Here is a 15,059-nt window from a genome sequence, read left to right on the forward strand (position 1 = left end):
TATGTCACATACATTTCCCGCTCTGCCTTACCCGTACGATTCACTAGAGCCGTACATCGACGCGAAAACCATGGAAGTGCATTACAGCAAACATCACAAGACTTATTTCGATAAGTTCGTAAGTGCCGTTGAAGGGAGCGAGCTCGAAACTCAGTCATTAGACGAGATCTTTGACAATATCTCTAAGCTCAGCCCAGCAGTGCGTAATAATGGCGGCGGCTATTACAACCACATCATTTATTGGAATTGCATGTCACCAAACGGTGGCGGTGAGCCTCAAGGCGCACTTGCTCAGGCAATTAACGATAAATTTGGTAGCTTTGCGCAATTTAAAGAAGCGTTTGCCCAAGCCGCGATTAATACCTTTGGTTCTGGCTTTGCATGGCTGATCGTAAAAGATGGAGAGATTCACATTACGTCCACCAGCAATCAAGATAACCCTCTGATGGACGTAGTGGATGTACGCGGCGAGCCAATTCTCGCTCTTGACGTGTGGGAGCACGCGTATTACATCAGCTACCAAAACCGTCGTCCAGAATACATTGACGCATGGTGGAACGTCGTTAATTGGCGAGCGGTTGAAGAAAATTACGCTCACGCTCTATTATAAAGAGCATCGATACTTACGGTATTAGCGTCCGCGCTAATGACTACTTTCATACCCAGGTCAATCTTGCTGAATCTCGCATATCTTGCTGACTTGGGTATATACTGCCCCTCTATTTGACCAACTCTATTTCAATACCATGTTTGATATCGCTTTATACGAACCAGAAATCGCGCCGAACACCGGCAACATCATTCGACTTTGTGCCAACTGCGGTGCAAACCTTCACTTAATTGAACCTCTGGGTTTCGATCTTGAAGAGAAGAAAGTCCGCCGCGCTGGTTTGGATTACCATGATTTAGCTCGCGTAACGCGTCATAAGAACTATCAAGCATTCTTAGAATATTTAGAGAAAGAGAAACAAGGTAACTACCGATTGTTTGCCTGCACCACCAAAACCACAGGTCACCACGTTGATGCACAATACCAAGCAGGTGACGTATTGATGTTTGGTCCAGAAACTCGTGGCTTGCCTGCTGAAATCATCGATAGCTTGCCAATGGAGCAGCGTATCCGCATTCCAATGATGCCAGATGCGCGCAGCCTAAACCTTTCGAACGCCGTTGCGATCATTGCTTTTGAAGCATGGCGTCAAATGGGGTTTGAAGGCGCGTTGTAAGCACCACGAATTCCAAACACAAAAAAGGGCGCTTAGTGCGCCCTTTTGTTTTCTTTACTCTCTGACTCAATCAGTTGAGCTTGTTGCGATCATCATCGTCTTTACGCTCGTATTCCCCTTCAAAGGTATTGCCATCGTCTGACTGGGAATTAAATGGGTCACGGCGGAACGGGTCTTGCTCAAATGGCCCTTGGTTAGAGAAACCACCTTGGAAGCCACCACCATGCATGGTTTTCACCACCATTTTACTCATCAAGTATTTGGCAATCGCGGCGCGTGGCGCAGGAAGCAACACCAGCATACCAAGAGCATCGGTCATAAAGCCCGGTGTTAACAGCAGCACGCCAGCCACCGCTAGCATTACACCTTCAAAAATTTGCTGGGCTGGAATTTCACCTTGTTCCAGACGCCCCTGCACCGACATCAGAGTTTGGATGCCTTGGCTGCGCACCAACGATGCACCGACAAATGCCGTGATTAATACTAATGCGATAGTCGGCCATAAACCTAAAAAGCCGCCCACCTGAATAAATAAGCCGATTTCAATGATCGGGACAAAAATAAACGCCAATAATAAGATAGGAAACACACGCCCTCCTTTGTTTAATTCAGTGTAATGGTAAAAGCGGACTAAGCTCAAACGAATCGTTGTAAAAAAGCGTGTTCATACTGGTCTCTTCCTACGCAGAAAAAGTGGTAGTGGAGTGTTTCATTCAATTGCATACCGATTTTTTCGTGCTTTTAAAGTGCTAATTTCGAACTCTAAAAACCCATGTTTGTCGAGGAAAATCGAGTACCCATAAAGGGTTATTAATAACCCGTTCATACTTTGCAAATTATTGACTCATGAAAAACGAAAAAGGTGATCTAGTTACTATTTTTATGCGCTAGGTGCAGTATCATGTGCCACATAAGTCAGGACGGATTTTCCAGCCAAAAATTCTGATGAATGGATTCTAGATTGCAGAAATGGCTAATAAATAACTTTATTATCAGAATTATCATCTAAGGATCCTGCTATGGCTACCCTATCTGATGCTCCAAAAACAGCAAACCCAGCCACTCGTATTGAAGAAGATCTATTAGGTCAACGTCATGTCCCTGCAGATGCGTACTACGGTATTCATACGCTACGTGCGATCGAGAACTTCAACATCTCTAATATGACCATCTCTGACGTACCAGAATTTGTACGCGGTATGGTAATGACCAAAAAAGCAGCGGCGTTGGCAAACAAAGAACTTGGTGCGATTCCAAAAGACGTTGCAAACTACATCATCGAAGCGTGTGATTTGATCCTAGAAACTGGTAAGTGCATGGATCAGTTCCCATCAGACGTATTCCAAGGTGGTGCGGGCACTTCAGTGAACATGAACACGAACGAAGTGATCGCAAACGTTGCGCTTGAGCTAATGGGTAAAGAGAAAGGTCAATACGAATTTGTTAACCCAAATGACCACGTAAACAAGAGCCAATCAACCAACTGTGCGTACCCAACGGGTTTCCGTATCGCGGTTTACAACAGCGTACACAAACTAATGGAAGCAATTGAGTACCTAAAAGGCGCATTCGAACTTAAAGCAATTGAGTTTAAAGATGTACTGAAAATGGGTCGTACTCAGCTACAAGACGCGGTACCAATGACTGTAGGTCAAGAGTTCCACGCTTGGGCAGTAACACTAAACGAAGAGATTCGTGCTCTAGATTACACCTCTAAACTACTCCTAGAAATCAACCTAGGCGCAACCGCAATCGGTACAGGTCTAAATACACCGACTGGCTACCAAGCTCTTGCAGTAAAACACCTAGCGGAAGTAACAGGTCTTGACGTTGTTGCGGCAGAAGACCTTATCGAAGCGACTTCTGACTGTGGCGCATACGTAATGACGCACAGTGCACTAAAACGTCTAGCGGTGAAACTATCGAAGATCTGTAACGACCTTCGTCTACTTTCTTCTGGCCCTCGCGCAGGTCTAAATGAGTTGAACCTACCTGAAATGCAAGCAGGTTCTTCAATCATGCCAGCAAAAGTAAACCCAGTTATCCCAGAAGTAGTAAACCAAGTTTGCTTTAAAGTTCTAGGTAACGACAACACGGTTTCTTTCGCAGCAGAAGGCGGTCAGCTACAGCTAAACGTAATGGAACCAGTTATCGCACAAAGCATGTTTGAGTCTATATCTCTACTACACAATGCGTGTGTGAACCTACGTGATAAATGTATCGACGGCATCACGGTCAACAAAGAGACTTGTGAAAACTACGTTTACAACTCTATCGGTATCGTCACTTATCTAAACCCATACATCGGCCACCACGAAGGTGACATCGTAGGTAAGATTTGTGCGGAAACCGGTAAGAGTGTTCGCGAAGTTGTGCTAGAGCGCGGCCTGCTAACCGCAGAAGAGCTTGATGAAATCTTGTCAGTCGAAAACTTCATGCATCCAACTTACAAAGCGAAACGCTACGAGTAATAACTAATTCGAAGGGGGCCACTCAGGCCCCTTTTTTAAGCTCTCATACGGTTAACCACATTTTTTATATGCTTTTATTGCCATTAGGCCACTGGGTTCTAATTCTCTGAGCATTTACTCCTGTTCCTGAGTGTTCAAAAAATCAGAATCAAATAAAAACTAAAGAGGTATCAATATGGTCATGGTCGAACTCTTCGTGGTTCTGCTCTTCATCTATTTGGGGGCAAGAATCGGTGGTATCGGCATTGGTTTTGCCGGTGGTGCTGGGGTCATTGCGTTGTCTTTGATCTTAGGTGTGCCAACAAGCCAAGCTTACATTCCCGTTGACGTAATTTTGATCATCATGTCTGTCATCACGGCCATCGCAGCAATGCAAGTGGCTGGTGGTTTAGACTGGATGGTGCAAGTTGCTGAAAACTTTTTGCGCAAGCATCCTGAGCGCATCACCTTTTATGCGCCTATCGTAACTTACCTAATGACATTAATGGCGGGTACTGGCCACACGGCATTCTCTACTTTGCCAGTAATTGCAGAAGTCGCGAAAGGTCAAGGTGTGCGCCCTTCTCGTCCTCTGTCTATCGCAGTAGTGGCATCGCAAATCGCTATCACCGCATCACCAATCTCAGCGGCAGTAGTGGCGTTCGCTGCGATGCTGCATCCATTCGGCGTTGACTACCTAACACTATTGGCAATCTGTATCCCAACGACGTTCATCGCGTGTATGATCGGTGCGTTCGTTGCGAACTTCATGGGCTGTGAGCTAAAAGACGATGCTGAATACCAAGAGCGTCTAGAAAAAGGCTTAATCAAGCTAAATACAGAAGCAAAACGCGAAATCCTACCAACAGCGAAGAAAGCGACGTTCATCTTCCTAGGCGCAATCGCATTCGTAGTGTGTTACGCAGCAGCAATTTCTGGCTCTGTTGGCCTTATCGAGAACCCTGCTCTAGGTCGTAACGAAGCTATCATGACGGTAATGCTAGCAGCCGCGGCAGCTATCGTAATGAGCTGTAAAATCGACGCCGGCAAAATTCCAGCCGCAGCAACATTCCGCTCTGGTATGACAGCGTGTGTGTGTGTTCTTGGTGTGGCATGGCTAGGTTCTACCTTCGTTAACGCGCACGTTGACGGCATCAAAGAAGTGGCTGGTGCGCTACTAGCAGACTACCCATGGATGCTAGCACTTGTTCTATTCTTCGCTTCAATGCTGCTTTACTCGCAAGGTGCAACCACGGTTGCGCTGATGCCAGCAGCACTAGCAATCGGTGTGGCACCACTTACCGCAGTTGCATCTTTCGCAGCAGTAAGTGCGCTATTCGTACTGCCAACTTACCCAACGCTTCTAGCAGCGGTTGAGATGGACGACACGGGTTCAACTCGTATCGGTAAGTACGTATTCAACCACCCATTCTTTGTACCTGGTGTGGTAACCATCGCTTCTGCAGTAGCACTTGGCTTCGCATTCGGTGGTCTACTGATCTAGTAGAAACAGAGTCTTACTCGGGGAGCTTCGGCTCCCTTTTTTATTGCCTGTCGTCTTGAATTATGCTCAATAAATCTTCATTTTCATGAAACTTATTGACTCGCCTCCGGGTCTGATTGAGTTACACTAACGGCAATTATCTAAGATGAATTGACTCTTTTATGCGCGCATTACTTTCCGTTTTACTCTTAGGGCTTATTACCTTTTCCACTCCGTCTTTGGCCTTGTTCGGCAAAGACCAGTTTACCAATAGCCAGAACAACAGTTTTGGTAGCAGCAGCGACAGCTTTGTTCCAGTCGATCAGGCATTTCCGTTTAATTTCTACCAGCAAGACGACAAATTGATGCTCGATTGGCAGGTACGCGATGGTTATTACCTGTATCAAGAGCGTTTATCTGTGTCTGGTGAGAACATCTCACTGGGCGAACTGCAAATGGAAAACGGCACGCCACATCAAGATGAATTCTTTGGTGATGTGCATATCTATACCACACCACTATTTGTCAATATCCCACTGAGTAATTGGCAAGAGGGCGCACGTGTCATTGTGCAATATCAAGGCTGTGCGAAAGCGGGCTTCTGCTACCCACCAGAAACACGTGAGATTCCAATCAGCGCGTTTTCTTCATCCAATTCCGACACCGTAGCACCGACTGCCAAGGCACCGACGACAGAACAAGCACAGCCAGCAACAAAACCAACCTCCACTTCAGTACCAGTCAGTGAGCAAGATAGCTTAGCCGCGAATCTAGCCGACAAGTGGTGGACGCCGTTGTTGTTTTTGGCACTTGGTGTGGGTCTAGCATTTACCCCTTGTGTGCTGCCGATGTACCCAATTTTGACCAGCATCGTGCTTGGTAGCGGCAAACTGAGCCAACGTCGTGCGCTTGGTTTGTCATTTGTTTACGTACAAGGCATGGCGCTGACTTATACGCTGCTCGGCCTTGTAGTGGCGTCTGCGGGCATGCAGTTCCAAGCGGCGATGCAACACCCTTATGTGCTGATTGGTTTGAGTGTACTGTTCATTGCATTAGCTCTGTCGATGTTTGGTCTGTACTCATTGCAGTTACCAAGCAGCGTGCAAACGTGGCTGAATAACTTAAGTAACAAGCAGCAAGGTGGTAGCAGTGCTGGCGTGTTTGCAATGGGGGCAATATCTGGCTTGGTTTGCTCTCCGTGTACTACCGCCCCACTCTCTGGTGCGCTGCTTTACGTCGCACAAAGTGGCGACTTACTCACTGGTGGTGTCGCCCTTTACGCGCTAGCGATGGGCATGGGTATTCCGTTGATCCTGGTAGCGGTATTTGGCAACAAGTTGCTACCAAAAGCAGGTGGTTGGATGGACCGCGTGAAAACGCTGTTCGGCTTTATTCTGCTTGCTGCACCTATCTTCTTACTGGAACGCATCATGCCAGAAATGTGGTCAACAATTCTGTGGTCAACACTGGGCATCGCTGCCTTTGGTTGGCTGTATCATGTGAAAAACAGCTTGGAGTTTGGTGGCTGGAAACAAAGCGCCGTTGGCATCATCGCCGTATTGGGTTTGCTCGCGTCAGCACAGCCAGTATTAAATTACTGGTTTGGTAATAACGCAACGCAAGCTCAACAAACTTCCGTAAGCTTTACACGCATTGCCAATGTTGCAGAGTTGGAAGAACAACTAGCGCTAGCCAAAGCAGCTGGCAAACCTGTGATGCTCGACTTCTACGCCGATTGGTGTGTGGCGTGTAAAGAGTTTGAGAAGTACACCTTCCATGATCCAAGCGTCGAAGCCAAGCTAAAAGACTTTGTTCTTCTGCAAGCTGATGTAACCAAGAACCAAGTGCAAGATATTGAGTTACTCAAACACATGAACGTGCTTGGCTTGCCAACCATCGAGTTCTGGGATGCGAATGGCAAACACGTTTCAAACGCGCGTTTAACCGGTTTTATGCAAGCCGAGCCTTTCTTAGAGCACATCCAACAATTCTGATCATCAGATATTCAAACGCCAGTGATGACCACTGGCGTTTTTTATTACCCAGATTTGAATGAGAAAATTGCGCTTATATGCAATTTTCCTAATAAAAGTCGATTTGGTTCAGACTTTTAGCGAATAAATATTGTCCACTCTCTCCAAGCTGGACAATAATAAATTTAACGAAATAGTCAAAAGTGTTTAACGTCATGGATTCGACCTACACCATCATCATTGCAGATGATCACCCACTTTTCCGTAATGCCTTGTTTCAATCTATCCACATGGCAATCAGTGGGGCAAATTTGCTGGAAGCGGACTCACTCGACGCACTACTGGCTTTGTTAGAGCGAGAAGAAGAGCCAGATTTGGTGCTATTGGATCTCAAAATGCCAGGAGCAAATGGTATGTCTGGCTTGATTCACTTGCGAGCAGAACATCCAGACTTACCAATCGTCGTCGTCTCGGCTAGTGAAGAGCCAGCGATCGTGACACAAGTGAAAAGCCATGGTGCGTTTGGTTTTATTCCGAAATCGAGCGATATGCGCGAATTGGTGAATGCGCTCAATCAAGTGCTCAATGGCGACCCGTATTTTCCTGAAGGGCTGATCACCAATAACGCGGCATGTAATGACTTAGCGGAGAAGATTGCCGCGCTAACGCCACAGCAATATAAGGTGTTGGGGATGTTGTCAGATGGCTTACTGAACAAACAAATCGCCTACGAATTGAATGTTTCAGAAGCCACCATCAAAGCGCACATGACGGCGATTTTCCGCAAGCTCGGCGTAAAAAACCGCACACAAGCTGTCATCATGCTAACGGAGATGAACGACTAGGTTCACTCCTCATCAGCGAGCAGGCTTTGCTCGCTTGGCAAACGGATGCCCACTTTGGTGACTTGTTGGTCAACGACATCGGCAATGATCCATTGCAAGCCTTGCCACTCGAATTGGTCCCCTAACACTGGTGTAGTCCCCAGTTGTTCTTCTACAAGGTTTCTTAAGCTTTTATCGAGTGACTCATCGCCCAAGTTCAGGCCATACATCATCGCAATATCGGCAAGATTCACTTCAATATCTAGGAAGAAATCACCAAAGAATCGTGCCAATGACGCTTTCTCAGGCGCTTCACTAAATAGCAAGCTCAGGGCATCCAAATCCTTTTCTTGCGCCAACACACACAAGGTATCGTCTTCTTCGAGGCGCGTGCTGCCTGACGGATGCAATAACGCCTTATTGCGAAATACTGCGGCGATGCGCGTTCCATCCGGCATCGAAAGACTACGCAATGGTTCACCAATACACCATTTATCCGCTTTAAGCTTATAGATAAATAGCTCCCACTCACTAGTTGGGTAAATCTCCACACCAGTGCGTGAAATTGGCTCAGGTTTAGAAGGCAGCTCTACCTTCGCCAGAGACATCGCTTTAGTCAATGTGCCACCTTGCACAATCAAAGAGACCATTACCACGAAAAACGCCAAATTGAAGTACAACTGCGCATCTGGCAATCCTGCCATCATTGGAAATACCGCCAGAATGATTGGGACAGCACCGCGCAAGCCTACCCAAGAAACAAACCACTTTTCACGTGGTGTGAAACTCTTGAATGGCAGTAAACCGATCCAAACCGAGATTGGACGGGCAAATAAAATCATCCCAAAGGCCAGCGCCAAACCAGGCAACGCAATAGAAAGCAAGTTGGAAGGCGTAACCAATAAACCAAGCACGAGGAACATACCGATTTGAGCTAGCCACGTCATGCCATCTAGAACATGAAGAATGGAATGGCGGCTGCGTGTTGGACGATTACCTAGCAGTAAACCAACCAGATAAATTGACAGAATACCGCTGCCACCTAATGCATTAGATAAAGCGAAAATCAGCAAGCCACCACTGACGGTTAAAATCGAATATAAGCCATCCGGCAGTTGATTACGATTGATGACCTTCCACAAAATCCAGCCACCAGCAAAACCGAGTAAAGCACCAATACCAAACTGCTTAAGAAAACTGAGCGCCAAAAAGCCCACACTCAAATCTGCATCTGGGTTCGCTAAAATAGCAATCAGAGTAACAGTCAGAAACACCGCCATAGGATCATTGGTGCCGGATTCAATTTCCAGCGTTGAGCCAACACGTTCGTTAAGACTACGACCTTTGAGTAGAGAAAAAACCGCGGCGGCATCAGTGGAACCGACTATCGCACCAACTAATATACCTTGCAGCAAGTCTAAGTCGAATAACCACGTTGCCATCAGCCCGGTCAAAATAGTGGTGATCGCAACCCCAAACGTTGCTAAAGACACCGAAGGCCATAACGCCACCCTAAAGCTGGCAACCCGTGTTCTCATACCACCATCGAGCAAAATGATGGCTAATGCGAGGTTACTGACCAAGTAAGCGATCGAAAAATTATCAAATAAAATACCGCCTAAACCGTCTTCCCCCGCCAGCATTCCAACGGCTAAAAATACCAAAAGAATTGGGATTCCCAACTTAGAGGAAACTGGGCTTAAAAGAACGCTAAGTGCGATTAACAACGCACCTATAAGAAAAAAACTATTAATGGTATCTGCGTCCATTCTCACCCTCCCTTAATGAAAAACGATATGCTTGTGATGAGCTAAGGCGACTTCGTTAATAAGTTAATGCCTTAATCTGCCTCCTCCTTAAACCGTCCCAAAGCGCGAGGTTGTACGAGAATGACTCAGTTATATTACTTTATTGTGCGCTAAAACGGTGATTTGGTACGAAAACTTTATGTAAATAAATTACTTGTGAATTTTTCACGCCAATTTTTTCGCTGATTGATAAAAAGAAGAACGCAGAATGTTTCTGTTAAGGATCGCTAAAATCAATGAAGAAAAAATTAATCACGTCTCTTATTCGTGCTTTTTATCATTTTTCTCCTTAGACCTTTGGCTAATTTAACAGCTTTTTAACATTAACAAATAACCCTAACTCTTCTCTAAGCGCCCATATCACAGGAGTTTTTTATTTTTTATACCCCGACTAAAGTTGAAAAGAGTTCTTGCCAACACCTTGCTAATGTACATGTTGAAACATTTTTTTAACAACAATACCAATCGTAAGGAGACGGCAATGGCATTTGAAAGCGAAGAAAGAGCCAAAGCCTATTGGGACAAAAACGTGAAGCTCATGATTGGCCTTATGGTCATCTGGTTCGTAGTGTCTTTCGGCTGCGGCATTTTATTTGTCGACGTACTTAATCAATTTCAATTAGGTGGATACAAACTTGGTTTCTGGTTTGCTCAGCAAGGCTCCATCTACACTTTCCTAGGTATTATTTTCTATTACGCATGGAAGATGCGCCAAATCGACCGTGAATTCGGCGTAGATGAGTAAGGAGTAACTCAGATGGATTTGAAAACTATTACCTACTTGGTTGTTGGTGCAACCTTCGTCCTCTACATCGGTATTGCGATCTGGGCGCGTGCGGGGTCAACCAAAGAGTTCTATGTCGCAGGTGGCGGGGTAAACCCAATCGCTAACGGTATGGCAACCGCTGCTGACTGGATGTCGGCGGCATCGTTCATCTCAATGGCGGGTCTGATTGCCTTTATGGGTTACGGCGGCTCCGTATTCCTAATGGGTTGGACGGGCGGTTACGTACTGCTTGCGCTACTACTCGCCCCTTATCTACGTAAGTTTGGTAAGTTTACGGTGCCAGAGTTTGTTGGTGAACGCTTCTACTCGAACACGGCACGTATCGTGGCGGTTATCTGTCTTATCATCGCATCGGTCACTTATGTTATCGGCCAGATGAAAGGCGTTGGCGTTGCCTTCGGTCGCTTCCTAGAAGTTGATTACTCAACAGGCCTACTGATTGGTATGTGTATCGTATTCATGTACGCAGTACTTGGCGGCATGAAAGGCATCACATACACGCAGATTGCTCAATATTGCGTACTCATTCTTGCTTACACTATCCCTGCAATCTTTATCTCTCTGCAACTTACAGGTAACCCGCTACCTCAGATTGGCCTCGGGAGTACCATTCAAGGCACCGATGTTTATCTGCTCGATAGGCTCGACCAAGTGGTGACCGAACTCGGCTTTAGTGAGTACACCACACAGGTTCGCGGTAGCACACTAAACATGTTCGTTTACACCATGTCATTGATGATCGGTACTGCAGGTCTACCACACGTTATCATCCGTTTCTTTACAGTACCTAAGGTGCGTGATGCGCGTACTTCTGCAGGCTGGGCACTTGTGTTCATCGCTATTCTATACACAACGGCGCCAGCAGTATCAGCAATGGCACGTCTAAACCTAATGGATACCGTCAACCCTGCGCCTGGTCAGCACCTTGCGTATGATGAGCGCCCTGATTGGTTCAAGAACTGGGAAACAACAGGTCTATTAGGCTTTGATGATAAGAATGGCGATGGCCTGATCGAGTACACCTCAAACCCTGACACCAATGAATTGCGAGTTGACCGTGACATCATGGTACTAGCAAACCCAGAAATCGCTAAGCTACCAAACTGGGTCATTGCACTCGTAGCCGCTGGTGGTCTCGCTGCAGCACTATCCACAGCTGCGGGTCTGTTGCTCGCTATTTCGTCGGCGATTTCCCATGACTTAATCAAAGGGGTTATAAATCCGAACATATCCGAGAAGAAGGAGCTGCTTGCCAGCCGAATCTCGATGGCGGTGGCAATCGCAGCCGCAGGCTATCTCGGATTGAATCCTCCTGGCTTTGCCGCTGGTACGGTGGCGCTCGCCTTTGGTCTTGCTGCGTCATCCATCTTCCCTGCGTTGATGATGGGTATCTTCAGCAAAGGCATCAATAAAGAAGGCGCAATCGCCGGTATGATTGCTGGTATCAGTATCACACTGTTCTACGTATTCCAGCACAAAGGCATCCTATTCGTTGCTGACTGGAAATATCTAGAAAGCTGGGGAACCAACTGGTTCCTAGGTATTGAGCCAAACGCGTTTGGTGCTATCGGCGCACTATTTAACTTCATCGTGGCATTCGCGGTATCGAAAGTTACGGCGGAAACACCTCAAGAAGTTAAAGATCTTGTTGAACACGTTCGTGTCCCTGTTGGTGCAGGCGATGCCGTGGATCACTAAAATATAACGCAAGCCACAAAAGCCCCACTTGGGGCTTTTTTATTCACCTAACTTATTCTAATAATTAGATTCCCTGAGCCGTAGCAAGGAAGCACACGAATGGCATTGGTTATATGTTCGGGGAACGCAGAAACAATCGTTTAGAACAAGGCAAAGATTGCAGCAAGCTAGTTGCTCTACCTTCAAAATCATTAACGAAGTTATTAGTGATTTTAGCCAGTAAAAATGAACAGATAATTGATGGAATTAGTATTTTATGTTCAAAAACAAGCACTTTATTCTCGCACTGCTGATTGCGCCGATTCTTTCTTTGATCGCCTACTTCGGCACCGATATGGCACTCAGCGAGAAACCCCACGCGGCACAAGAAGGGGAAACTTACAAACTCGCGAGTAAGTCTAACTGTCGTTACACCAGTGGACTGTGTGACATGGAAAATGGCGACTTTAAAGTGAAGTTTCGCTCAGAACAGCTCACGAAAAATGGCTTAGAGTTGTCACTCAATGCCGCCTATCCACTCGAAGGGGTCAAAGTTTCCATCGTTAATGACGAAGAGAAAAATGCTCAGCCGATTGATATGAAGCCCGCCGATCAGGCTGGAAAAAGTTGGTACATTACCTTACCAAGACCAGCATCCGCAGAAAGTTGGTTAAGAGTCGTCATTCAATCTGGAGGCACACTTTATTACGGCGAAACACAAACCGCGTTTGTGAAGTACGAAACCTTATTTACAGAGTAATGGCCACAGATAAAGACACCGATATCCAAAACGTCGATACCTCATTGTCACCTCAGGACTAAATAATTCCCTCTCTGCCGACGCTTTTACGTCGGCTTTTGTTTCCGTAAGTCTTTCTTCAACAACCTCTTACTCTAAAAAGGGTTGCCAACCCACCACTTAATTGATAATAATTATCATTACATTAAACGAGAGGTGGTTATGGACAACAAACGGGACATCTTTAACGCATTTTTTAAAGCACAAGATAGATTCCTTCTCGCCGCACCACACGGCTTTGAGCCAGACGTAATTCATGACTATATTCATTGGGGAATGGTGTTGTCTTCCTGCTATGAACACGGTGCCGATGAAGAAAATCTATTGTTGTGTGAGCTGTTTTTGCGTCAGGTTTATTTCCATCTACTAGACGCAATTCAAGACTCCACTCGCAGTTGCATCTTCCGTCGTGTCTGTCTCGATTCTATCCATACGCCATTATTCTGTCTCAAACGCTATTACTATCAGTTTGAACAAGGCGACGTGAAATTTCTCGCATTACAACAACAATTACGCCTGATTCAAATCTCACTCGATTAACCAAAAGGATCCCTACCATGAGCACCGAATTCCGCATAGAAACTGACAGTATGGGCGAAGTGAAAGTCCCAGCAGATGCACTCTACCAAGCCCAAACTCAGCGCGCCGTCGATAACTTCTCATTCAGTCAACATAAGATGCCATCTGGCTTCATCCAAGCGTTGGCACACATCAAGCAGACTGCGGCACTCACCAACGCACAATTGGGGCTGCTTGAAGGTGATATCGCTAATGCGATTGCTGACGCAGCTCAGGCGATTATCGAGGGCAATCATATTGAGCAATTTCCAATTGACGTATTTCAAACCGGATCAGGCACCAGCTCAAATATGAATGCGAATGAAGTGATTGCAACACTGGCCTCCCAGCATCTAGGCGGTACCGTCAGTCCTAATGATCACGTCAACATGGGACAAAGCAGTAACGATGTGGTGCCAACGGCCATTCAAGTTAGCGCAGCATTAGCCATTGAAACACAGCTCTTCCCGGCCCTGTCACACCTCATCCAAACACTAGAGTCTAAGCAACAAGCATTGAAAGATGTTGTAAAAACCGGTCGCACCCACTTAATGGACGCGATGCCAATTACCTTTGCTCAAGAACTTGGCGGTTGGCAGTTCCAAATCGAGCACGCAAAACAAGCGATTGAACAAGCACTTCCTGCGGCAAAAGCCTTAGCCCAAGGTGGTACAGCGGTTGGCACGGGGATCAATGCCGATCCACGCTTTGCAGACTTATTCGCTAGCAACCTAACCCAGTCAACTCGTATTCAGTTCACGGCCAGTGATAACTTCTTTTTCAATTTAAGCAGTCAAGATGCGATCGTCGCTCTGTCGGGACAGCTCAAAACAGCAGCAGTTGCGATCATGAAGATCGCAAACGATCTTCGTTGGATGAATTCAGGCCCATTGGCTGGTTTAGGTGAGATTGAATTACAAGGCTTGCAACCGGGTTCTTCCATCATGCCTGGCAAAGTAAATCCTGTGATCCCAGAAGCCGCAGCTATGGCCTCAGCGCAAGTCATTGGTAATGACACCACGATTACCGTCGCGGGCCAAGCAGGCAACTTCCAACTAAACGTCATGCTACCTGTCATTACTCATAACGTATTGGAGAGCATCGATTTACTCGCTAACAGCGCAACGGCTTTAGCTGATAAAGCCATTGCAACATTCGAAGTTCGTCAAGACAACTTGGATGTAGCGCTCGCCAAAAACCCAATTTTGGTCACGGCCCTCAACCCGGTCATTGGCTACCTGAAAGCGGCAGAAGTCGCGAAGAAAGCCTATAAGCAGGGGCGTGCGATTATTGATGTCGCAGAAGAAGAAACCGATTTAGATAGAGCCACGCTAGAACGATTGCTTAATCCCGCAAAACTCACCCAAGGTGGCGTCGCGGAATAAGCGGCAAACTCAGCCTACAAACCAAAATAAGATTACAAACACAGAGACCTCCATTCGGAGGTCTCTTTTATAGCAACGCTAAAACACTC

At 46.3% G+C, this 15,059-nt stretch carries 13 protein-coding genes; 11 read left to right on the forward strand and 2 right to left on the reverse strand.

Going from position 1 to position 15,059, the window contains the following annotated elements; genetic code table 11:
* Position 1: 1 nt before the first annotated feature.
* Both F7Y48_RS19935 and trmL read left to right on the forward strand, forming a co-directional pair.
* On the forward strand, positions 2–610 hold the full coding sequence (locus F7Y48_RS19935; protein ID WP_005397537.1) for a superoxide dismutase: 609 nt from the start codon (positions 2–4) through the stop codon (positions 608–610).
* 136 nt (positions 611–746) lie between these two features.
* Positions 747–1,226, forward strand: coding sequence for a tRNA (uridine(34)/cytosine(34)/5-carboxymethylaminomethyluridine(34)-2'-O)-methyltransferase TrmL (gene trmL / locus F7Y48_RS19940; protein ID WP_005382381.1), 480 nt, complete (start codon positions 747–749; stop codon positions 1,224–1,226).
* A 70-nt stretch (positions 1,227–1,296) separates the two neighbouring features.
* Here trmL and F7Y48_RS19945 read toward each other — a convergent pair whose 3' ends face one another.
* Positions 1,297–1,815, reverse strand: a complete 519-nt coding sequence (locus F7Y48_RS19945) for an FxsA family protein (RefSeq protein ID WP_053807754.1) — start codon at positions 1,813–1,815, stop codon at positions 1,297–1,299.
* Positions 1,816–2,245: 430 nt separating this feature from the next.
* Between F7Y48_RS19945 and aspA the strand changes: the two genes are divergently transcribed.
* The 4 genes from aspA (at position 2,246) to F7Y48_RS19965 (ending at position 7,977) form a co-directional block, all read left to right on the forward strand.
* On the forward strand, positions 2,246–3,697 hold the full coding sequence (aspA, locus tag F7Y48_RS19950) for an aspartate ammonia-lyase (protein ID WP_005397540.1): 1,452 nt from the start codon (positions 2,246–2,248) through the stop codon (positions 3,695–3,697).
* A gap of 175 nt (positions 3,698–3,872) precedes the next feature.
* A complete protein-coding gene (locus F7Y48_RS19955; RefSeq protein WP_005382378.1) occupies positions 3,873–5,180 on the forward strand; it encodes an anaerobic C4-dicarboxylate transporter in 1,308 nt (435 codons plus the stop codon).
* Between the two features lie 161 nt (positions 5,181–5,341).
* Positions 5,342–7,153 (forward strand): protein-disulfide reductase DsbD, encoded by a 1,812-nt coding sequence (locus tag F7Y48_RS19960; protein WP_258507793.1) that lies wholly within the window; start codon positions 5,342–5,344, stop codon positions 7,151–7,153.
* Positions 7,154–7,347: 194 nt separating this feature from the next.
* Positions 7,348–7,977: a response regulator gene (locus tag F7Y48_RS19965; protein WP_005397542.1), complete on the forward strand. Its 630-nt coding sequence runs from the start codon at positions 7,348–7,350 to the stop codon at positions 7,975–7,977.
* Between the two features lie 2 nt (positions 7,978–7,979).
* On the opposite strand, the gene F7Y48_RS19970 is transcribed toward F7Y48_RS19965, so the two are convergent.
* Positions 7,980–9,725, reverse strand: a complete 1,746-nt coding sequence (locus F7Y48_RS19970) for a potassium/proton antiporter (protein ID WP_005397543.1) — start codon at positions 9,723–9,725, stop codon at positions 7,980–7,982.
* Positions 9,726–10,245: 520 nt separating this feature from the next.
* On the opposite strand from F7Y48_RS19970, the gene F7Y48_RS19975 reads away from it, so the two are divergent.
* From F7Y48_RS19975 to F7Y48_RS19995, 5 genes are all read left to right on the forward strand, one after another.
* Positions 10,246–10,509 (forward strand): DUF4212 domain-containing protein, encoded by a 264-nt coding sequence (locus F7Y48_RS19975; protein WP_005397548.1) that lies wholly within the window; start codon positions 10,246–10,248, stop codon positions 10,507–10,509.
* A 12-nt stretch (positions 10,510–10,521) separates the two neighbouring features.
* Entirely contained in the window at positions 10,522–12,249 is a 1,728-nt protein-coding gene (locus F7Y48_RS19980) for a sodium:solute symporter family protein (RefSeq protein ID WP_005397550.1), read from the forward strand.
* Between the two features lie 256 nt (positions 12,250–12,505).
* A complete protein-coding gene (locus F7Y48_RS19985) occupies positions 12,506–12,988 on the forward strand; it encodes a hypothetical protein (protein ID WP_012841321.1) in 483 nt (160 codons plus the stop codon).
* Between the two features lie 201 nt (positions 12,989–13,189).
* The gene (locus F7Y48_RS19990) at positions 13,190–13,567 is read left to right on the forward strand and encodes a hypothetical protein (RefSeq protein WP_048626674.1); all 378 of its coding nucleotides are present in this window, start codon (positions 13,190–13,192) and stop codon (positions 13,565–13,567) included.
* A 17-nt stretch (positions 13,568–13,584) separates the two neighbouring features.
* The gene (locus F7Y48_RS19995) at positions 13,585–14,970 is read left to right on the forward strand and encodes a class II fumarate hydratase (RefSeq protein WP_258507794.1); all 1,386 of its coding nucleotides are present in this window, start codon (positions 13,585–13,587) and stop codon (positions 14,968–14,970) included.
* Positions 14,971–15,059: the final 89 nt, after the last annotated feature.

The sequence above is a fragment of the Vibrio sp. 2-1-2a genome (assembly GCF_032648565.1).
Classification (GTDB): Bacteria; Pseudomonadota; Gammaproteobacteria; order Enterobacterales; family Vibrionaceae; genus Vibrio; species Vibrio diabolicus.

Coding starts and splice junctions, on each gene's coding strand:
- F7Y48_RS19975 (WP_005397548.1), top strand. CDS start 10,246: ATGGCATTTGAAAGCGAAGAAAGAGCCAAAGCCTATTGGGACAAAAAC.
- trmL (WP_005382381.1), top strand. CDS start 747: ATGTTTGATATCGCTTTATACGAACCAGAAATCGCGCCGAACACCGGC.
- F7Y48_RS19960 (WP_258507793.1), top strand. CDS start 5,342: ATGCGCGCATTACTTTCCGTTTTACTCTTAGGGCTTATTACCTTTTCC.
- F7Y48_RS19970 (WP_005397543.1), bottom strand. CDS start 9,725: ATGGACGCAGATACCATTAATAGTTTTTTTCTTATAGGTGCGTTGTTA.
- F7Y48_RS19980 (WP_005397550.1), top strand. CDS start 10,522: ATGGATTTGAAAACTATTACCTACTTGGTTGTTGGTGCAACCTTCGTC.
- aspA (WP_005397540.1), top strand. CDS start 2,246: ATGGCTACCCTATCTGATGCTCCAAAAACAGCAAACCCAGCCACTCGT.
- F7Y48_RS19990 (WP_048626674.1), top strand. CDS start 13,190: ATGGACAACAAACGGGACATCTTTAACGCATTTTTTAAAGCACAAGAT.
- F7Y48_RS19955 (WP_005382378.1), top strand. CDS start 3,873: ATGGTCATGGTCGAACTCTTCGTGGTTCTGCTCTTCATCTATTTGGGG.
- F7Y48_RS19935 (WP_005397537.1), top strand. CDS start 2: ATGTCACATACATTTCCCGCTCTGCCTTACCCGTACGATTCACTAGAG.
- F7Y48_RS19995 (WP_258507794.1), top strand. CDS start 13,585: ATGAGCACCGAATTCCGCATAGAAACTGACAGTATGGGCGAAGTGAAA.
- F7Y48_RS19985 (WP_012841321.1), top strand. CDS start 12,506: ATGTTCAAAAACAAGCACTTTATTCTCGCACTGCTGATTGCGCCGATT.
- F7Y48_RS19965 (WP_005397542.1), top strand. CDS start 7,348: ATGGATTCGACCTACACCATCATCATTGCAGATGATCACCCACTTTTC.